At 52.1% G+C, this 19,942-nt stretch carries 14 protein-coding genes; 6 read left to right on the plus strand and 8 right to left on the minus strand.

Annotated elements, in window-relative coordinates:
• Positions 1-76: 76 nt before the first annotated feature.
• The 6 genes from AAC599_RS14935 to mdoH all read left to right on the plus strand — a co-directional run bounded on the left by AAC599_RS14935 (position 77) and on the right by mdoH (position 7,430).
• Positions 77-964, plus strand: a complete 888-nt coding sequence (locus tag AAC599_RS14935; RefSeq protein WP_340151199.1) for a branched-chain amino acid ABC transporter permease — start codon at positions 77-79, stop codon at positions 962-964.
• A complete protein-coding gene (locus AAC599_RS14940) occupies positions 951-1,886 on the plus strand; it encodes a branched-chain amino acid ABC transporter permease (RefSeq protein ID WP_340151200.1) in 936 nt (311 codons plus the stop codon). The genes AAC599_RS14935 and AAC599_RS14940 overlap by 14 nt, the downstream gene beginning before the upstream one ends.
• A complete protein-coding gene (locus tag AAC599_RS14945) occupies positions 1,883-2,656 on the plus strand; it encodes an ABC transporter ATP-binding protein (RefSeq protein ID WP_340151201.1) in 774 nt (257 codons plus the stop codon). The genes AAC599_RS14940 and AAC599_RS14945 overlap by 4 nt, the downstream gene beginning before the upstream one ends.
• On the plus strand, positions 2,653-3,375 hold the full coding sequence (locus AAC599_RS14950; RefSeq protein WP_340151202.1) for an ABC transporter ATP-binding protein: 723 nt from the start codon (positions 2,653-2,655) through the stop codon (positions 3,373-3,375). The genes AAC599_RS14945 and AAC599_RS14950 overlap by 4 nt, the downstream gene beginning before the upstream one ends.
• Before the next feature lie 424 nt (positions 3,376-3,799).
• On the plus strand, positions 3,800-5,431 hold the full coding sequence (locus AAC599_RS14955; protein WP_340151203.1) for a glucan biosynthesis protein: 1,632 nt from the start codon (positions 3,800-3,802) through the stop codon (positions 5,429-5,431).
• Complete coding sequence (mdoH, locus tag AAC599_RS14960; RefSeq protein WP_340151204.1) at positions 5,409-7,430, plus strand: glucans biosynthesis glucosyltransferase MdoH; 2,022 nt, start codon at positions 5,409-5,411, stop codon at positions 7,428-7,430. The genes AAC599_RS14955 and mdoH overlap by 23 nt, the downstream gene beginning before the upstream one ends.
• A 16-nt stretch (positions 7,431-7,446) precedes the next feature.
• On the opposite strand, the gene AAC599_RS14965 is transcribed toward mdoH, so the two are convergent.
• From AAC599_RS14965 to AAC599_RS15000, 8 genes are all read right to left on the minus strand, one after another.
• Complete coding sequence (locus AAC599_RS14965; RefSeq protein ID WP_340151205.1) at positions 7,447-8,853, minus strand: efflux transporter outer membrane subunit; 1,407 nt, start codon at positions 8,851-8,853, stop codon at positions 7,447-7,449.
• Positions 8,850-11,957: an efflux RND transporter permease subunit gene (locus AAC599_RS14970; protein ID WP_340151206.1), complete on the minus strand. Its 3,108-nt coding sequence runs from the start codon at positions 11,955-11,957 to the stop codon at positions 8,850-8,852. The genes AAC599_RS14965 and AAC599_RS14970 overlap by 4 nt, the downstream gene beginning before the upstream one ends.
• Positions 11,954-13,063 (minus strand): efflux RND transporter periplasmic adaptor subunit, encoded by a 1,110-nt coding sequence (locus AAC599_RS14975; protein ID WP_340151207.1) that lies wholly within the window; start codon positions 13,061-13,063, stop codon positions 11,954-11,956. Before AAC599_RS14975 ends, AAC599_RS14970 begins: the two co-directional genes overlap by 4 nt.
• 186 nt (positions 13,064-13,249) lie before the next feature.
• Positions 13,250-14,167, minus strand: coding sequence for a hypothetical protein (locus tag AAC599_RS14980; protein ID WP_340151208.1), 918 nt, complete (start codon positions 14,165-14,167; stop codon positions 13,250-13,252).
• 123 nt (positions 14,168-14,290) lie between these two features.
• Positions 14,291-15,649, minus strand: coding sequence for an MmgE/PrpD family protein (locus tag AAC599_RS14985; protein ID WP_340151209.1), 1,359 nt, complete (start codon positions 15,647-15,649; stop codon positions 14,291-14,293).
• Positions 15,650-15,689: 40 nt separating this feature from the next.
• The gene (locus AAC599_RS14990; RefSeq protein WP_340151210.1) at positions 15,690-16,859 is read right to left on the minus strand and encodes an acyl-CoA dehydrogenase family protein; all 1,170 of its coding nucleotides are present in this window, start codon (positions 16,857-16,859) and stop codon (positions 15,690-15,692) included.
• 22 nt (positions 16,860-16,881) lie between these two features.
• Complete coding sequence (locus AAC599_RS14995) at positions 16,882-18,801, minus strand: TRAP transporter permease (RefSeq protein ID WP_340151211.1); 1,920 nt, start codon at positions 18,799-18,801, stop codon at positions 16,882-16,884.
• Positions 18,802-18,906: 105 nt separating this feature from the next.
• Positions 18,907-19,917, minus strand: a complete 1,011-nt coding sequence (locus AAC599_RS15000) for a TAXI family TRAP transporter solute-binding subunit (RefSeq protein ID WP_340151212.1) — start codon at positions 19,915-19,917, stop codon at positions 18,907-18,909.
• Positions 19,918-19,942: the final 25 nt, after the last annotated feature.

Genomic DNA, 19,942 nt, shown 5'->3' on the forward strand with positions numbered 1-19,942 from the left:
GAAAACGGATGCGCCAGCTCCTCTGATTGACAGGCTGGCGTATCCTCCAATCTGGCCTCGCAACCGACCGGACCATATGATGGAACTACAAGTACAGCTTCTTATGAATACGCTGCAGATCGGCTCAGTGTACGTGCTTTTCGCGCTCGGGCTGACCCTGATTTTCGGCGTCATGAAAATCGTCAATTTCGCACATGGTACTTTTTTCACCGCAGCCGCTCTCATCGTCTCGACGATAATGATCTGGGGCGTTGATACAATGGGATTGTCCATCTGGCTGTCCTATCTCATTGCCTTCGTTCTTGCGCTGCTAGTGGTCTGCCTCATCGGTTTTGTCGTTTACGTATTCGGCTTTCAGTATTTTCTGAAGGACCTCAACGGATCCTTCATCCTATCAATCGGGCTGTTGTTGCTGCTGAACGGCACCTATTTGATCTTATACGGGGGCGTCCCGCGCTCCGTTCCCGATGTCATTCCGGGCAACATTACAATTCTTGGCGCCAGCCTCACTCTTCAAAGGCTACTGCTGATGATCGTCGCCGCAATCATCACGCTCGGTCTTTATATCCTTGTTCATCGAACAAAACTCGGACTCAGCCTGCGCGCCGTCGCCGAGGATCAGGAAGCGGCAATGCTGCAGGGCATCCCCTATCGCCGGGTCGCCCTTTATGGCTTCTTGATCGGCGCGACGCTGGCCGCTTGCGCAGGAGCGCTGATGGCGACTGTTACACCCGTGACCACCGTGATCGGTGACGATTTTCTCGTCAAGGCCTTCATCATCATTATCATCGGCGGTCTGGGCAGCGTCGTCGGGGCCATCCTTGGAGGGCTCCTGATTGCTCTGATCGAAAGTTTCGGCGGCTATTATTTCGACCCGTCCACGGCAACGCTCGCAATGTTTGTTCTGGTTATTGTTCTGCTTCTTGTACGTCCACAGGGGATTTTAGGTCATGCTGAAAAGTAATCCGGGGCTTGCCCTTAGCATTCTGATCGCCCTTGCCGCGATCTGCTTTGCTCTTTTTAGCGGCGAACCCTACTATGTGCAGGTCATCATCTGGGTATTCACGAATGCTGTTTTGGCGGTAACACTCAGATTCGTACTTTTAATCGGAGAGCTGAATATTGCAACGGCAGCCTTCTTCGGCATCGGCGCCTATGCGACAGCGGTTGCTTCCACCATCTATGATCTACCCTTTTTCATCTCGCTGCTTGCGGCACCGATCATTGCCGGCCTCATCAGTGCTCTTTTTGGCTGGGTCACCCTTCGGACTAAGGGCCCCTACTTCCTGCTGATCTCCTTTGCCTTCACCGAAGTTGTCCGATTGTTCTATACAAAGTCGGAATTTCTCGGCGGCAATTCCGGCATGATTGGGATGTTTCCGCCGATGGCGTTGAACGATTACTTTCCAGCTATCGCCATTACCATTCTGACGGCGATTCTACTAATTCTGTATTTAACAGAGCGCTCCAACCTCGGGCGGGTCTTTAAGGCCATTCAGAACAATGAAGATATTCCCCGCTCCGTCGGACTCAATGTCATCGCCCTCAAAGTCCTCTGTTTCGTCATCGCTTCAACAGCAGTGGGACTGGCGGGCGGCGTGCATGCCTATACGAACAGCGTCATTGCCCCGGCGGACTTCACCTTCTTCGTTGCGGTTCTCGCCCTCGCCTATGTCAAGATTGGCGGCGAGGCCCATATCGCCGGCCCCATAATTGGGGCGGCGGTCCTGACACTGGCCGGACAATTTCTTCATAGCTTCGGCCCCTATGAGAATATTTTCTATGGCGCCATTATTATCGGCGCCCTGCTACTCGTCCCTGGCGGGATCGTCGGTCTTGGCGCACGCCTCCGAACCGGCACATTCAAGGGGAGGGCGGAACGTTGAGCGATACTCAAACGGAAGCACTTTCTAAGAAAAACAAAGTTGGTGATGGTAAGGTTCTTTTGAGGGCAGAAGGGCTGGAACGTAAATTCGGCGGCCTAACGGCCGTTGCGGATTTCAGCTTTGAATTACGCGAGGGTGAAATACTGGGACTTATTGGCCCGAATGGTGCCGGAAAAAGCACAACCTTCAACCTGATCAGCGGATTTATGCCGCCAACATCGGGAAGTCTCTCCTTCCTCGATCAGAACATTACAAACAAAAATGCGACGCATATCAGTCGTATGGGCCTCATACGAACCTTTCAGCATGAGAGCCTGCTCAGTGAAATGAGCGTTGCGGACAATATCATTATCGCAACGACCCATCGCCTGAAAAGTCAGGCAGAGCGATTGGGTAAGATGCGGGAAACAGCAAAGCTGACCGGTCTTGATGATCACCTGGAAGTGACGGCAGGAAGTCTTCCCCATGGCCTTCAGAGAATGCTCAGCATTGCCATTGCTCTTGCTGCCGAACCAAAGGTGCTTTGCCTTGACGAACCGTTGACGGGATTACAAGGGGTGGAAGTAGGGGCCGCCCTTGATCTGTTTGAGATGATTCGCAGCGAGCTTGGGATAACCATCCTGCTCGTTGAACATAACATGCGGGCTGTTATGCGAATCTGTGACAGGATCCTCGTGCTGAATCACGGTCGGCTTCTCGCGGCCGGGACACCGGAAGAAGTAAGCCAGAATGAACTCGTAATCGAAGCCTATCTTGGACATAAAAAATGAATCAGCCAAATGTCATTTTATCTATCCGCGATCTGTTCGTCAGCTATAGCGGCGTTCCGGCTCTAGAAGGTGTCAGCCTGTCGGTCAAGCAGGGCCAGATCACCACAATTGTCGGCGCGAATGGTGCCGGCAAAACAACCTTGATGAAGGCGGTTGCAGGGTTGCTTACTCCATCAAAAGGCAACATTGAGTTCCAAGGGAAAGCTATTACAGGCCTCACTCCTGCGCAGACGGTTTCCAGCGGACTGACACTTGTCCCTGAAGGGCGCAGATTGTTTCCAACTATGAATATACGCGACAACCTCATGTCAGGGGCATATGTTCGGACGGATAAGATGGCTATCGAAAAGGACCTCGAAACCGTCCTAGACTATTTTCCTGTGCTCAAGGATCGCCTGCATATGCCCGCAAATTCATTGAGCGGTGGCCAACAGCAAATGCTGGCTGTCGGGCGCGCTTTAATGGCTTCGCCAAAACTTCTCATGCTGGATGAACCATCAATTGGGCTGGCTCCGACAATTGTAGATACAATCGCAAATATCATCCAGACTGTTTCTGAAAACGGCGTGGAGATCTTGCTCGTCGAACAAAACGCACATATGGCGCTGGAACTCGCCGATGAAGCATATGTGCTGGAGAATGGCCAAATCACGCTGCACGGAAAAGGTCAAGAGCTAATACAGAACGACAAAGTTCGGGAGGCCTATTTAGGCCTTTAAACGGCGTCCTGTATTACCGGCATATTCTACCCGGCACGATACAAACAGTATCCTGTATTCAGGACCAACCGTAGCTGCGCAAAAGCAATTCCAACTCATATCATACGATAGCTATCTAACGCGGCGGACTTAGCCTGAGCAACTGAATAAAAATTGAAGCAATTAAGGGTATGTCTGATATTTGTTTGCGTTTTCAGACGACTAGTCCATTGACGCGTCAAAATTCTGCCCTATTTCAGTTGCTTACTATGTGACGGCAGCGTGTTACCAATTTTGCCACATTCGATACCCAGTTCATCCTAATCCCCAAAAACGTTTCTAATCGTTCCTGATGAAAAGGCCGATGGGAAACTGGATGTGCTTAACGAACCTCCCAGGTAACGCGCAAAAGTTTTGATGAGTTAGTCAACAGAAACCAAGGCAGATGGAAAAGAATTACTATCCGATAATTTCGGCATGCGGCATCGCCGTCATAATGTTCATGGCACTGTCGCCGTTCATCGCGTCGGCACAGACTTCCACTAAGGAGTCTGACCCGGCCGATGCGAAAACAAGTCCATCACAAGCATCCGAAGCTGCCCCTATCACATTGGAGGCGCTTTTCAACTCTGTCGTGGAGAAGGCCCGCGCGCTGGCGGCCGAGCCTTACGCCGAACCGGCACAGATTCTGGATGGCAAACTAGGCGACCTTACATATGAGGACTTCCAGAAGATTCGATTCCGTAAAGAAGCAGCACTGTGGCGGGATCAAACGCTCTTCGAGGTGCAGTTCTTCCATCCAGGGTTTCTGTATAAATCTCCTGTAGCAATAAATGTATTTGAGAACGGCAGGGTATCTCCACTGCCCTTCAACAAGGCGTCTTTCCGCTACGACGGTGAAGGTTTGGAAGATCAGGTGCCGAATGATCTGGGATATGCCGGTTTCCGAATCCAGTATCCCCTCAATAACCCGGATTACAAGGATGAGTTGGCAGTGTTTCTGGGCGCCTCCTATTTCCGATTACTGGCACAGAATCAGTTCTATGGCCTGTCGGCACGTGGCCTGGCCGTCGACACCGCCCTTCCGCGAGGAGAGGAGTTTCCGGCATTCCGTGAATTCTGGCTCGTAAAGCCGACCGAAGAAGATACAAGCATGACGGTTTTCGCGCTTCTTGACAGCCCGTCGATTGCAGGTGCCTATAAGTTTGTGATTACGCCAGGACCGCGCACGGTCGTGGATGTCAATACGGTGTTGTTTTCGCGTAAGAGCGACCGTCAAATCGGAATTGCCCCCCTTACCAGCATGTTCCTGTACGGAGAGAATGGCACACGGCATTTTGATGATTTCCGCCCGGAAGTACATGATTCTGATGGCCTGCTAATGCATACCGGCAGTGACGAATGGATCTGGCGCCCGTTGACGAACCCGAGGCAGTTAAACGTCAGCGCCTTCATGGATTACAACCCCAGAGGCTTCGGGCTCATGCAACGTGACCGGAACTATAACAACTATATGGATTTCGAAACTCACTATCACCAGCGGCCAAGCCTTTGGGTGGAACCGCTTGGTGAAGGGTGGGGGAAAGGCAGTGTCCGCCTGGTGGAAATTCCAACGAATGAAGAAGTGAATGACAACATTGTTGCATTCTGGGTGTTCGACCGGAAAATAAACGCCGAGGAACCCGTACAGCTTGCCTATCGGCTGACCAGCCTGAACAATCTGGATCTGCCCAACCATATGGCGCGAGTCCTCCGCACACGCACTGGCTGGGGTGGTATTCCCGGTGCAAATCCGCCGCAACCCAGAAGCGTCCGGCGCTTCGTGATCGATTTTCAGGGCGGAGATCTCTCTACCCTACACCCGGAGCAACCCGTCACGCCTGAGATTCAAACATCGAACGGTAAGATCAACGATCTGGTGCTGCACAAGTTGCCCGGCACCGATATCTGGCGCCTATCTTTCCGTCTCCAGGAAACCGGGGAACTAAAAGCCGACATGCGTGTTTATCTTACATTGAGGGGGAAGAGGTTGACTGAAACCTGGAGCTATCTCTATGAGCCTGTTAATGTCAAATAAGCAGAAAAAAACATCTATCGCCTCAACAGCAGATGCTCAAGATGGTCGGTTTTCCATTCCATTCGGAACGGAAAGGCGCATCATTTTTTTCACGCTGGTTTTGCTAACCGCCGGCCTGTCTTGTCGGATGATGTTCGACATTCTGGTAGCGAATGGCATGACGTTGGTGGAATTAATGATTCTGGCTCTCTTCACCATCACTTTTTCCTGGCTCGTCATCTCCTTCTGGTCCGCAGTCGTGGGCTTTATCTGTCAACTTCTGAAGATTGATCCCCTCTCACTCCGTCGTCGCATCAAGACAAAAGACTTGGACGGACTCCCGCTGACATCGCAGACCGCTGTTGTCATGCCCGTTTATAATGAGGACCCGGAGCGGGTTCTGGCGGGCCTGGAAGCGACATACCAATCGCTCATGGAAACCGGTGAGGGCTTGCATTTTCATTTCTTTCTTCTGAGTGATACACGAAACGAAAATATTGCAAAGGCAGAAAAAGTAGGCTGGCATGAGCTGGTGGCACGACTGAACGCAGAAGGTCGCCTCTTCTATCGCCGCCGCGAGGATAACCGTGGGAAAAAAGCAGGCAATATAGAGGATTTCTGTCGCCGCTGGGGCCGCGCCTATGACCATATGCTGGTGCTGGACGCCGATAGCGTGATGAGCGGCGATACGATTGTGACCTTGGCCCGCGCCATGGAAGCCAATCCGGATGCCGGTATCATTCAAACCGTACCAATGCCGGTACGGCAAAAGACGTTCTTTGGTCGCTACGTGCAATTTGCTTCGCGGCTTTACAGCCCCATGCTCGCTACAGGGCTCAGCTTCTGGCAGATGAGAGAGTGTAATTACTGGGGTCATAATGCCATTCTCCGCCTGCAGGCGTTCTCTAGTCATTGTGGCCTGCCAACACTGCCGGGAAAGGCGCCACTCGGTGGCGATATCCTGTCCCATGACTTTGTGGAGGCCGCGTTGATACGCCGGAGCAACTGGCACGTCTACCTCATGGCAGACCTGCGAGGATCCTATGAGGAGCTACCGGGAAACCTTCTCGACTATGCCAAGCGAGACAAACGCTGGGCACAGGGCAATTTGCAACATCTGAAATTACTTGGCGTCCGTGGCCTGCATGGAATAAGCAGACTGCACTTTACCTTGGGCGCTCTGGCCTATGTGTCATCGCTTTTGTGGCTACTGCTGCTGGTACTGACGACCGTTGACGGTGTAATGCGCTCTGTCATCCCGCATAACTTTTTTGGCAATGGACGCCAGTTGTTTCCTGACTGGCAGGTGGTGGAGTATGTCAAGATTATCTCCCTGTTCACCTTGACCGTAATCATGCTGATTGGCCCTAAAATTGCCGGTCTGATGCTAACCTTATTCAACAGCCGGGAGCGCCGCAGTTTCGGCGGCGGCATCCGCCTCGTCATCAGTGCCATACTTGAAACCACATTCTCAATTTTCCTGGCGCCCGTAATGATGTGCCTGCATGCTTATTTCGTGTTGACCACAATCGCCGGCCGTGTCGTCACTTGGGATGCCCAGAACCGTGAGAGTGACTCTCTTTCTTATAAAGATGCAATCCAGAGCCTCTGGGTACCCACTGTCGCAGGAACTATCTGGGCAATGATCGCCTGGTTTTGGGTGCCGAGCCTTTTCTATTGGTTACTGCCGGTAACATTCGGCATGATGATCGCCATTCCGCTAACGGTCTGGTCTTCCAGCGCCGGTTTGGGAACTGGTCTCCGCACATGCGGATTTCTGGTCACACCGGAAGAGGTAAACCCGCCCTCTGTACTGAATAAGCTGGAGCAATGTCTGGACACATCGGAAGGTTTCCCGCACTCGGGTGCGAGATCGGTCATGATGACACCGCAGGAAATACAGAGTGAAATGAATCCTGCACCGGTTTCATATTACAGCCATGAATTTGAAAACTGGATATGGCGTTTGATCCGCCATCGCCAACGCGACGGCTCCACCATAAATTCCAAAGGCGAATGACTCTTAAAACACTATTTCAGAGCCTATCAACGTTGACACCTAAAGTGCGGAATAAAATGGCGATCTGCATAGCGTAATTTGTCCGTTCTCGCGCGAGAGCCTGTTCGGCATTGGCCAAAACGCGCTGCGCATCGACAACATCCAGAAAGCTGATAAGACCCTGCTGATACAAGGCCTCGGCTTGCGAAAAACTCCGGCGACTGGATGTCACGACATTTTCAAGAGACAGCTGGCGTCGCTGGGAAGATTGAATGGCTGCCAGCGACGTCTCAACTTCCTGACTGCTCTCACGAAGTATTTGCTCATAAACAGCGAGCGCCTCTTCAGTCTGCGCTTTTGAGATTTCAAAATTAGCATCCCGCGCCCCGCCATCCGTCAGCACCTGCTCAATCAATGCCGCAAGAGATCCGATCAGCATCTCCGTCACGGGCATGGCACTAACACCGGTCGCCCCGATAGTCAGGGCACCAGTCAGCCGAAAGGTCGGATAGTAATCAGCTTCCGCAACGCCAATGTTGGCAATGGCCTGCTTCAGATTTGCTTCCGCCTGTTGAACGTCTGGTCGCATCGACAGCACTTCAAGCGGGATTAATTGAGGTATTGAATTTCTATAGGCCGGCGTTTGCTTCTGTTCTCTTAAAGTTTCTTCATACGCGCCCGGAAATTGTCCATTCAGGCTGGCAAGCTGGTTACGAGAATTGAGGAGTTGTTCTTCCAGCGGCGGAATGTCAGCCCGCAGGTTTTCAACGGATGTTTCTGCACGGCGAAGATCAAGTTCCGGTGAAAGACCGGACTCAAAACGGCTTCTGACAATAGAGAGTGTCTTTTCCTGCAAGGCAACTGACTCACGCAAGAGTTCCAGTTGCCTCTGATTCCCGCGCAATTGCAGATATTCGCTGGCGATATCCGAGCTGATACGCAATACAATGCTCCTGAGGTCCGCCTGCGCGGCCTCAAGCCCGGCACGGGCAGCTTCTACTTCACGGCGTGTGCGGCCAAAAACATCCACTGGCAGAGACACGCTTAGTCCGGCAGCCACACCTCTTGCATTTGTGGTATCGTTATCTCCGCCTAAATCCTGGCGAACCTCGACATCAGCCCCGAGGTCAGCATCAGCGCTCAAGTCGTCACCAGCCCCTGCGAGTTTCACTCGTGCCCGGGCCTCCTTGACACGGGCGGCAGTTGCAGAAATTTCGAAATTTTTTTCGATGCCAGTTTCCACCAGCGTATTCAAAAGCTCATCATCAAAGCCGGTCCACCAATCCGCCGCAACACCCTGATATTCACGCCCTTCGTTCAGGGTTTCCAAAACATCCTGTGATACGAACTGTGGCGGTGCGCCTATTTCTGGCGCTTCATAATCCGGCCCGACCGTGCACGCGGTAAGAGCAACACCAACCAGAAAAAGACAGCAATGCCTCATGACGCTTCCTTTTGCGCATTCAGCAATTGCTTCTCCAGTTCGCGGCCAGCATGGGCCCGTGGCTTAAGATGCGGAGCAATCAATGAATAACCGAGCGGTGCGAAATAGAGCGTGAACAGTGTCGACAGCCCGAGCCCGCCAAAGATAACCCAGCCAATGGTGCTTCGCGCTTCCGATCCTGGCCCCGCGCCCAGCACAAGTGGCAGAGCGCCCAGAACAGTAGAAAGAACGGTCATGACAACCGGTCGAAGGCGAATGCGAACGCCCTCCATGATGGCATCTGGCACATCCAGGCCTTCATCCCGTTTCTGATCCATGAATTCTACAAGAAGAATTGCGTTCTTGGTCATGAGGCCAATCAGCATTACAAGCCCTATCTGACTATAAAGATTAAGCGATTGTCCGGTCACCAGAAGTACAAAAACCGCCGCCGCCAACCCAAACGGCACCGTGAAGATGACGATCACTGCACTTCCCAGACTTTCGAACTGGGCCGCCAGCACAAGAAACACGACAAGCAAGGCAATCACGAATGTTAGCGCCACTTCATAGCTGGTTTCCTGCAACGTCGCGGCTTCGCCCAGAAATATTATACTGTGGCCGGGAGGGAGGACCTCATTCGCCACGGCGCTGACACGCGCCATTGTGTCCCCCAGCGGCGCGCCGGGTTCAATGCCAAGATCAAGTTCCACCGCACGGCGCTGTCCGTGGCGGTCAAGCTCAGCGGATACGCCACGTTCCTGCACATTGATCAATGCGCTTAAGGGCACAAGTTCATCATTTGTGTTGGTGACAAATACACTCAAAAGATCGCCAGCATCGTCAATCACGCCGCGTGCCGGTCCCATCATCACCGGGACGGCCTGATCGTCTACGCTAAGGTCGATCACGTCATATCGGTCCACCATAACGCGCAAGGTCTGCGATATTCTCTCCATCTGTACATTCAGATCGTTGGCCTTTTCCCGGTCGATATTGAACAGCATTTCCGGCTGCGATGTATCGAACTGGACGCGCACATCATTGACTTCGGGTACACGCTCCAACAGCGCATCTCCAAGCTGGTCAGCGGCCGCGGCAATCTCCTCGTAATTACTGCCAAGCACGGCCAGTTCCAGTCCCGAGCCCCCGCCCCCGCCACCAAAGCCGCCCCCTTGCAAAATACGCACCTGAGCCCCCGGCATATCCGAAACTACTGCATTTATATTCGATGCCAGTTCCTGCTCGCTTATGGCGCGGGTTTCCCAATCCTTCAATGTGCCGACGATAAAGGCGCGGTTCTTGTCCCACCGTCCGACAATAGAATAAATATCTGTGATTATCCCCTGATCTTTATATGGCTGTAGTACGGCCTCGACCTTGCGGGCCTGTTCATCGGTATAGGCAAGCGATGCGCCGTCCGGCCCAGTGAGGAAGATACATATTGCCCCGCGATCCTCACGCGGCATAAGTTCCTGATTGAGCATAAGGAAGCCACCCACTCCCCCGGCAGCAATGAGGATGGCAGCGGTGATAGCCAGAAGCGGAAGGGCAATAAGGGTTTTCAGGCTGGAAAAATACCACTCTCCCAAAGTGCACCCAATGCTATTCAGGACATTCCTGATTTTTAGTATATATGGGTTCGTTGCAGAAAGATGGGGTAGCCGTGACGCCATCATAGGGCATAAGGTAACGGCAACAAATGAACTGATCACCACAGCAATGGCCAGTACAAGACCGAATTCCCTAAACAGACGCCCGGTTTCGCCGGGGAGGAAGGCAATGGGGAGGAAAACAGAAACAAGTGTAATTGTCGTCGCTATGACTGCGAAAAAAACCTGACGCGTGCCTATTACGGCAGCCGCCATCTTTTCCCGTCCTTCGCTGCGCAGGCGCTGAATATTCTCCAGTACCACAATCGCATCATCGACGATTAGCCCGGTTGCCAGCACCAACGCCATAAGCGTAATCAAATTGATTGAAAAGCCGAGAATCCAGATGGCCGCCAATGTTCCGATCAGTGAGATAGGCATCGTCACGGCGGGAATAAGCACGGCGCGCCATTGACCTAAAAATACGGCAATAACCACGAGGACGATTGCCATCGCAAAACACAATGTAAAGACGACTTCCATCAACGCACCTTTGATATAGTCGGCGTCATCGGAAGTCGTTACAATCGTATAATCACGCGCTCGTTCATTGATCTGGTCAATGCGCTTCTTCACTTCGGTTGAAATTTCGATTGTATTGGAGCTGGCCTGACGGATGATCCCCAGGCCGACCACCATCCGCCCATTCAACAGCGAATAGGATTCCGCCTCCATCGGCGCATAAAAGACATTTGCAATATCCGAGATACGGATATTGTCCCGCACATGCAGGCGCTCTATTTCTTCCGGATCCACCACAGAGGCATAAGCACGGATAATGAGATCCTGTCCTTCGGATTTATAGCTCCCGGCCGGAACATCAAAACGGGTATTCCGGAGCGTATCAACGATATCAGTAATGGGGATACGGTTCGCGGCGAGCTTCGCCGGATCGACAAGCACCCTCAGAACACGCGGCTGATCCCCGCTTAACGGCACATCCGCAACACCGTCAATCGAGAGGAGTTCTGGGGCGACATCCTTTTCAATCCGTTCTGCCAACTCGTATTTTGACAATGTGTCGCTATAGGCGGACAGTTGAATGATATCCCGTGCGTCATCATCGGCCTTTATCACCAACACCTGATCGACATCTTCAGGCAATTGGCGCTCTGCGCGGCTGACCGCTTCGCGCACATCGCTCGCCGCAATATTCAGGTCAACACCGGGTCGAAACTCCGCCCGCAGGCGCATGTTGTTTTCCTCACTGGAGGATTCAATACTTCGCAGGCCGGAGACACGGGCTACTGCATTTTCAAGGATGCTGGTAACCTCTGCATCCATGGTTTGTGGCGAGGCCCCTTCGTAGACGGCCCGGACACTAACAATCGGACGATCGACATTGGGTAGCTCGCGCACGTCCACACCTAAGAATGCCGCTAACCCAGCCAACATAATCAAGAAATTGACCACCACGATCAAGATCGGACGGCGCACGCCGAGGGCAGTCAGGCCATTGCCTAAGTCTTTCATTGTGCACTCGCCCCCACCACTTCTACCTGGCGATCCGGACGGAGACGCTGGAGACCTTCAATGACGACGAAGTCACCGTCCTGGATTTCACCGTCCAGAAGCACGCGTCCGGCCTTGCGCGTCACAACCATGACTGGAGTCTTTTTGGCGATATTGTCTTTGATGATCCAGATATATGAACCATTCCGGTCCCATTGCACGGAAATTTCAGGCACCGTCGCATATTCTTCGCCTGGAATTTCCCAAAGTGTTTCAAATGACATTCCGGGACGCAACAGATCCCTGCTGTTATCAATACTCGCCCGCGCCAATAGCGTCCGTCGATCCGGATCAACGCGGCTTTCCTGCGCAGATATATGTCCCTTAAAATCCATGGATGGATAAGCTGGCGTTGTTGCCGTGATTTCCTGCTGCTGATCCTCAGCGGCTTTCAAGGCCCGCGCCAGCGCCTCCGGCACCTCAAAATCAACATACAAAGTATCGCGTGCATCCAACCCTGAAATAAGAGTGTCGGTCCCGACACGATCGCCCGGATCAACATTCGGGATACCTACAATCCCGTCAAAGGGTGCCTTAATTTGCCGCTCATCTAACGAAAGCTTCGCTTGGTCCAGCGCAACCTTGGCGCTTTCGAAATCGGCGCGGGCCGCATCGACCTCGCTTTCGGGCACACCACCCTCCTTCAAGGCAACCTCATAGCGCGCCAACAGACTTTGTGCATCTTTCAGCTGGACTTCAGCCAGTTTGACAGCAAGTGCCTCCTCGCGATTATCGAGCTGTGCTAGCACATCCCCCTTTTTTACCTGTTGCTGGGCTTTGAAAAAAATATCTGTAACCTCTTCTATAACAGACGGATAGATTTCAATGGACCGCCACGCCCGACCGGTACCGACGGCGCGAAATGCCCTATCGTTAGATGTGATCTCCACGGGCTGCACAATCACCTTTACAGGCACAACACCGCGAGCCAGCAATTCACTCCGCTCTTCGCTGCCTTTTCCGACAAGGGACAGAATTGCCTCATGCTTCCAGAAAGCACCGCCAAAAACGATTACAATAATTAGAATAGGAAGAATTTTTCTCAGGACTGTATCCGTTCTTTGCATTTCGAGGTCATAGGACCGAGATTAACACTTCTGCGTATGACTATCATTATAAAGGGGATATAAATTGTACGTACGCATAAGGAAAATCCGTCGCAATTAAATTTGAATGACAATCGCTAATCCAACATAAGTGACGCCAGTTGCAAATTTGTGTGATTGGACAAACCTTCTAGAGCCATTATCAAGTCATTTAGAGGGTGTCACTTCAACAACGCGCGTAACAACACCGGCGTCCAGCAGTTCGTCGATCTCAGGGAACCACATTTCATCGGACCGGCTTTCGAACATCTTCAGCAGGAACCACGGTTTTACATTCGCCGCGGCATAGAGTAACCGGTCACGTTCCTGCTCTGCAGCGACATCGGCATAGAGGACGCTGTAGTTAGCATCAATGCGATACTGATGAAATCCCAACTGGGCGTCCTGCATCATCTCCCGGGAAATTCCGCCAATAAAGACGGTCGTACAGGCTGACGTGCATACTGACCGGACGAGCGTACCGAGTTCATTTTCGCGGATTAATTTTGACAAACCCCGGGCTTCATAAATATTACCTCCGGTACTGCTGAGAACGACCGTTTGCAGATCTGGATTGAGTTCCAGCTCTTTTGCGAGTTGTTTGGTCACTCCCAGTTCGATTGAACCGGTAAACTCAAGCTCAAGCCCGTCAGCCGAGGGAACAAAACTGAATTTGCTCGCCCGTTCAACCTCGATGCGCGCCAGGGAAAATTCTTCTTCAGGAGCAGGCAGTGTCATTTGCCAGGCACCGAAGGCATATGTGGCAGTCAACCAAAAAGCGGCGATGGCTCCCAGTTGCGCCCCCCAGATATTTGCCATCGACCCTCTGGCTTTAATATGCGCTTCTCCCGCACGAAAAATACCCACAATTTGCCAGACGAAAATCACGCCATGAGAAAAGATCGCAAGCAAGATGACCAGTACGCCATATGTGCTGTAATCGATACCCTTGGGCGGACTCAGCCAGTCTTGCGCAAGGAGAATCAAAGCCCGAAGCAGGACAAGATTGACCCAGAATGACCAGGCAAAACTTTGGCGCCCGTACCAATGATCTGCAATGTATTTTAAAGCCTTACCGGCCAACATGAGAGTCACCATTCTCCGGTAGCATATTGTTACCAGCATGGTGTCGTTATTTTTGGCTCGGATCAACCCTCCAGGATGTGGCAATTATTTTTGAGGATGTCTTAGGCTGACACAATTTTATGGTCAGCCCAACTGAATTTTATCCAGCAACATTTCAATTGATTGATGCATTTCCATCTCTGAAATAGCCGCAAATAGCGCTGCTCCGTTTTTGCCGGGCAGACACATATTCCCTTTTGTGATCAATTCAGCCTCCGTTAGCGGTTTATCCGGCCGGCCCGGGATCGTATTGGCATTGACAGTAATTTTATGAGAATCCTGGCAGGTAATCGTTATTTTTACCGGCCCGAATTCACCAGTCCGATTTTCATCGACCACGACAGACATGTGATTGGCCAGTTCAGCCGCACGTGGATCAAGGACCACGCCAGGTTTTATTTCATTTATCCCGAACTGCCCATTCAACAGCACGGCGGCAACTGAATACCGCATATTGAACTGGGCGGCAACCTGAGGGTTGCTGCCGGGAGAGAAAGGGGCACCAACCAACCGGTTAATATAAGGGGTAACAACCAATTCTATTGAAGCCACATCCTCAGCCTTAAGATCCTGATCCTTTACAATTTCCAACATGGCACAGATAACGGCGTGGTTGCAGGCGCAGCTCGGGTAAGCCTTGAAGGTTGTTTCAATATTCTCAAACCGTTGTCCAAGCTGGTTCAGAACAACATCCGGATCCCCCGCTTCATACATACTGTAGAGTCCGAACTCTCCCTCTAAAGGCGCGGAAGGCGCGGCAACGCCTTTTTCCGCAAGCAGTGCCGCGAAAACACCATCCTGCGCGGCAAAAGCAGACTGCAATCGCTTAGTCTGGGCCTTCTCCCGCGCTGGCTGCTGGGTGCCGCCCGTCCGGCTCAGCATGATCCCAATAGCATTACGAATGCCCTCAGCATTAAGCCCAATCAATTTTGCCGAAGCAGCCGCTGCGGCAAAACCGCCATGCAAAGACGTATAAAACCATCCACTATGTTCGCGCGTCGACATGCCAAGCCGGCTGGCCAGATCATCACCAAGCGCCAGCGCAGTGAGCACTTCTTTTCCGCTCGATCCCCGTGCTTCGGCAAGCGCCAGGACGGCAGGTGCGACGACAATATCCGAGTGAACTGTCCCGGCTTCATGCACGCTATCGAAATCAAGTGCCGCCGCCGCGACACCGTTGACGAACGCCGCCGACATTGCAGGGACACGGACTTGACTGCCCCATAGCCGGCTTTCCTCCGTGCCACCATTGGCAAGGATTACGTCGCGCCCTTCGACAACAGCTGCTTCGTCACGGCCCGCGATAGCAACAACCAAAGTATCGAAAAGAAGATGCTTCGTCGCCCTTATGGCTTGCGGCGGGACCGCCTCATAGTTCACTGCTTGAAAATGTTCAGCGATTTTTGTTGTAAGCCCCTCAGCAGAGCCCTGCTTCTTTGCCATTATCGTCATTGCTTTCCCAACGCTTGCAGTATCGCCTGTTCTAGTTACGGCTAATTCCCATGAATTCCTTGCCCAACAGCTCCTTGACGACGATCATCTTCATAATATTGACGGCGCCGCCGGTAAACATCAGCCCCATCGTATCCCGCAATCGGCGCTCGATACCGAACTCCGTCAGGTACCCGTTGGCACCGAACATTTGCAGGCAGTCCTGAATGGCCTGTACCGATAGTGTTACGGCGTGCCATTTAGCCATCGTTGCCTCTTTTGCGGCGTTCTCCCCGCGGACATTCATCCATAGCGCCTTATAAGCAAGCAAGCGACAAGCCTCTACCCGTGTGTAATGTTCCACAATCGGAAACTGGATAGCCTGATTTAGACCAATTTTACGGCCATATACTTCCTTGGTCTTGATGAAGTCGATCGTTCGGTCAAGTACAGCCTGAGCGCTCCCCAAGGCGTTCAAAGCGCTAAGGCATCGCGATACGTTCCATCTTGCATAAAGGACCGCTTTGCCTGCGCCCTTACCTGCGCCCTTGGAGGCATCACCAAGAACAGAGTCCCTTGGAATACGAACGTCTTTCATCCGCACGATACCGAGCTGGTGCGAACGAACACCCATTTCCGGCATCAGTTCGGAACTAACCCCAGGCGCATCGGCCGGAACCCGAAGAAATTCGGTTCCTCTTGATTGTCCGTCCTCAATGACCTGAGCGGTAACACCCATCAATGTGGATCCGGGCATAAGACTTACGTGAATCTTTTCACCAGTAATAACCAGCTCATTTCCATCAACAACTGCCTTGGTTTGGATATTGGATACATCCGAACCGGCGTCATGTTCAGACGTTGCAATGCAGACAAGGGCCTTCCCTGCATAAACCTGACGGATAAAATCATCGCCCCAGCCCGGCGTCAGGCGGGTTAGGGTATTCTGCATCGAGCAAATCATCGCCGAGCTATTATCAACCTTGGCGATCTCCTCAATTGCAATACCGAGCGTAATGTAATCCTTGTCCAGGCCACCCAGCTCGGGCAGACCAATAATTCCGAGTAACCCAGCCTCGCCCATTTTATGGATGGAGTTCCAGGGCATGATCTCTTTCTGATCCCACTCGCCTACGTAAGGAGCGATTTCTCGATTAGCCAGATCAGCAACTTTTTGACGAAATTCATTCTGCTCGTCGGTAAAACTAAAATCGAAGGCCATTTATACTTCCTTTCCAAAAAAACTATTCGTACTTTTCCCGATCCTGCACATCTTCAACATGAGGTAGCGACGGTTCTGATTTGCGCCTCCCCAGCCAGCCATATTGTTGCAAAGCTACCGGCACCATAACCGCCAATCCGATCCCGCTTATCAGGAGGTCTGGAACAGTCAGCATCACACCCCCTGCAAACAAGAGAAGTCTGAAGAAGAAGGATAAAGGTCTGCGCACATATCCCACCAACGTCCCGGCTATTGCGAGCATGCCGACAACAGCCGGTGGGAAATGAGTGAAAAATTCCACCCAGGTGCCCTGCAACAGCAGGGATGGGCTGTAGATAAACATGAATGGAATAATGAATGCACCAGCAGAGAGCTTGAACGCCTGGATTCCTGTTCCCATTGGTCCTCCGCCGGAAATTCCCGCAGCGGCGTATGCCGTAATGGCGACGGGGGGAGTGACTCCGGACACAATCGCGAAATAGAACACGAACATATGCGCCGCTAACTCCTGCACGCCCAGATCGATGAGAGCGGGCGCAGCAATGGTTACGGCCAATACATATGCTGGGGTGGTTGGCATCCCCATACCAAGTAAGATCGCCGTTACAGCAGTCAGGATTAAGCTCAGCAGCAGCACATTATCTGCGAGATTGACCACCATACCCGAAAAGGCGAGACCAAGCCCGGTCGCTGTCAAAGAACTCACAATTACACCGGAGGCCGCACAAGCAATTGCAATCAAAATTGCAGAACGGGCGCCAAGAGCGAGGGTCTCCCCGAGCCGCTTCAGGTTCATGCGGTTTTGACGATTGATAACGCTAATAATGAAAGCCGTCAGAATGCCGGCCAGCGCCGCCTTAACCGGCGTGTAACCCATGAAAAGCACAACCATCAACACTGCAACCGGCGCAAAGAAATACGCGCGTTTGAGCACAAGCATTCTGTCTGGCAACTCTGCTTTGGTGAGAGGCCGGATCTTGCGTCGCAACGCCTCAAAATGCGTCATCGCCCCGATGGCAAGAAAGAACAGGATGGCCGGTGGTGCCGCCGCTGTAATAATATCCAGATAAGTCAGCCCCAATAAGGCCATCATAATGAAGACCGAGGCGCCCATAACCGGCGGCATGACTTGTCCACCGGTGGATGCAGACGCCTCTACAGCGCCAGCAAAATTTGCGGAATAGCCAAGTTTTTTCATGAGTGGGATCGTATAGACCCCTGTGCCGTAAACGTTTGCGGTCGGGCTGCCGTTTATCGAACCGAATAGGGCGCTATTGAGCACCGCAATTTTAGCTGGTCCGCCCGTTTGTCGGCCCATAATGGCGTTTGAGAGATCTGAGAACCACTGCCCGATACCGGTGTTGTCGACAAAAGCCCCAAACAGGACAAAAATAAAAAGATAGGACGCCGATATATCGGTTAATGTGCCAAATATGCCCTGGTTTTGTAGCAGATAGATCCGCTCAATCGCTCGATCATAGCTAATACCGTTATGACCCAAAACACCGGGTAAATACTGGCCAAGCATCAGGTACCCGACGGCAGCAACGAAAACAACAGCCATACCAAGACCCACAACTCGGCGTGTAGCTTCTAGTAATAAGAGAGTTGCGATGGTCCCGAGTATCACCTCCTCAAACCGGACCTTGTTGACCAGTTCAAGCCGGTTATCGAGCCGCTCGTACTCTACGGCAATGTAGAGAGTGACGATCAAGGCGAGGATAGTCAGCAGCAAATCCAGCCAAGACGGCCGATGAAGAGGCGATTTTTCCTTCCATGCTGGAAAGAGAATAAAAACGACCGGCAGCAAGAATGCCAAATGCAACGCCCGCATCAGTCGTGCATCCAGAATACCTATACTGCTCAGCCAAAGGTGAAAAAGCGACGCACCAATAAGAAACGTCGCAACAGCAATACCTGAGAGCCCTGTTAAGCTTCGCATGGGGAATTCACCCTCGTTCAGTGTTTAACCAGTGGTGCCAACACACATGGCGTTACATAAAACTGTCTCCACGCCGAGCGATCAGCGTGGAGACAGATTTTTTAGCTATTGGTAATTGATGCCCGCTTCTTCGAAATATTTTTGGGCGCCGGGATGCAACCCGATGTTACCCCGATTTTCCGCTTTGGCGATTTCACCTGGTACGAACGTCACCATGCTTCTATGGATTTTCCGCACGCGGTCAGCGTTATCCATAAGCGCCTTGGTAACTTTATAAACGACCTCATCGGACAAATTGGCGTTGGCGATCAATCCCGAAGCAATTGTCAATGCGGGTATCGGCTTATCAATCTGGATGGCACCCTTATAGGCATCCACCGGGATTTCACCGCGACCATAACCGTATTTTTCAACCATCTTACCCATCAGCTCATCCGACATCGGCAGGAACTTAAGCTTTCGTACATTTGACACTTCCAGGATATTGGGGGCAGGAAGTGGCAGCAAAGTCATGAGAATATTAGCCTGGCCATCACGCAGCAGGTCTCCGGACCGGGAGTGGCTGCCCTGATAATGTGCACCGCCCCAGTCTTTCACATCGTCAATGCTGACGTCGTATTCGTTGAACAGCTTCTTCACAGTCCATCCACCCATGGTCTGCATACCCGGTGTTGCCAGTTTTGCAGCAAACTTCTCGCTTATAATTTCATCAAAAGTATTGACGGGAACCTCTTCACGGGCAACGACTTGATAAACTGTAGTGTTAAAACCCCAAGCGACGGAGCGAATATCCTCATATGCTTCCTCATATGGGTCGCCGCCTTTCATCGCCATTTCCGTATTTACAGAGAGCGAAAGAGCAAAATCCGCATCACCTGTTCCGACACGGGGAGGATTAACGAGACCACCACCCGGGACTACCCGAACAACCAGTTCCGGATACGTCGATTGGATGATTTCGGCCATACCACTGGCGATCATGTACCAGCCGCCTCCGACCGGGCCACCCAGAATTGTGATGTTATTATCGGCCTGAGCTGTGCTTCCCGCAGATAACATTACAACAGCAGCTGCCGTCGCCAAGCTTTTTCGAAATTTGTGTATTAATTTATACATGGTGCATACCTCCAGTTAGTTTTTT

It is taken from the genome of uncultured Sneathiella sp., from assembly GCF_963976355.1.
Taxonomy (GTDB): domain Bacteria; phylum Pseudomonadota; class Alphaproteobacteria; order Sneathiellales; family Sneathiellaceae; genus Sneathiella.

What these genes read in the sequence shown, in the direction of transcription:
- AAC599_RS14935 (WP_340151199.1), top strand. Translation starts at nt 77, where the DNA reads ATGATGGAACTACAAGTACAGCTTCTTATGAATACGCTGCAGATCGGC.
- AAC599_RS14940 (WP_340151200.1), top strand. Translation starts at nt 951, where the DNA reads ATGCTGAAAAGTAATCCGGGGCTTGCCCTTAGCATTCTGATCGCCCTT.
- AAC599_RS14950 (WP_340151202.1), top strand. Translation starts at nt 2,653, where the DNA reads ATGAATCAGCCAAATGTCATTTTATCTATCCGCGATCTGTTCGTCAGC.
- AAC599_RS14955 (WP_340151203.1), top strand. Translation starts at nt 3,800, where the DNA reads ATGGAAAAGAATTACTATCCGATAATTTCGGCATGCGGCATCGCCGTC.
- mdoH (WP_340151204.1), top strand. Translation starts at nt 5,409, where the DNA reads ATGAGCCTGTTAATGTCAAATAAGCAGAAAAAAACATCTATCGCCTCA.
- AAC599_RS14965 (WP_340151205.1), bottom strand. Translation starts at nt 8,853, where the DNA reads ATGAGGCATTGCTGTCTTTTTCTGGTTGGTGTTGCTCTTACCGCGTGC.
- AAC599_RS14970 (WP_340151206.1), bottom strand. Translation starts at nt 11,957, where the DNA reads ATGAAAGACTTAGGCAATGGCCTGACTGCCCTCGGCGTGCGCCGTCCG.
- AAC599_RS14975 (WP_340151207.1), bottom strand. Translation starts at nt 13,063, where the DNA reads ATGCAAAGAACGGATACAGTCCTGAGAAAAATTCTTCCTATTCTAATT.
- AAC599_RS14980 (WP_340151208.1), bottom strand. Translation starts at nt 14,167, where the DNA reads ATGTTGGCCGGTAAGGCTTTAAAATACATTGCAGATCATTGGTACGGG.
- AAC599_RS14985 (WP_340151209.1), bottom strand. Translation starts at nt 15,649, where the DNA reads ATGGCAAAGAAGCAGGGCTCTGCTGAGGGGCTTACAACAAAAATCGCT.
- AAC599_RS14990 (WP_340151210.1), bottom strand. Translation starts at nt 16,859, where the DNA reads ATGGCCTTCGATTTTAGTTTTACCGACGAGCAGAATGAATTTCGTCAA.
- AAC599_RS14995 (WP_340151211.1), bottom strand. Translation starts at nt 18,801, where the DNA reads ATGCGAAGCTTAACAGGGCTCTCAGGTATTGCTGTTGCGACGTTTCTT.
- AAC599_RS15000 (WP_340151212.1), bottom strand. Translation starts at nt 19,917, where the DNA reads ATGTATAAATTAATACACAAATTTCGAAAAAGCTTGGCGACGGCAGCT.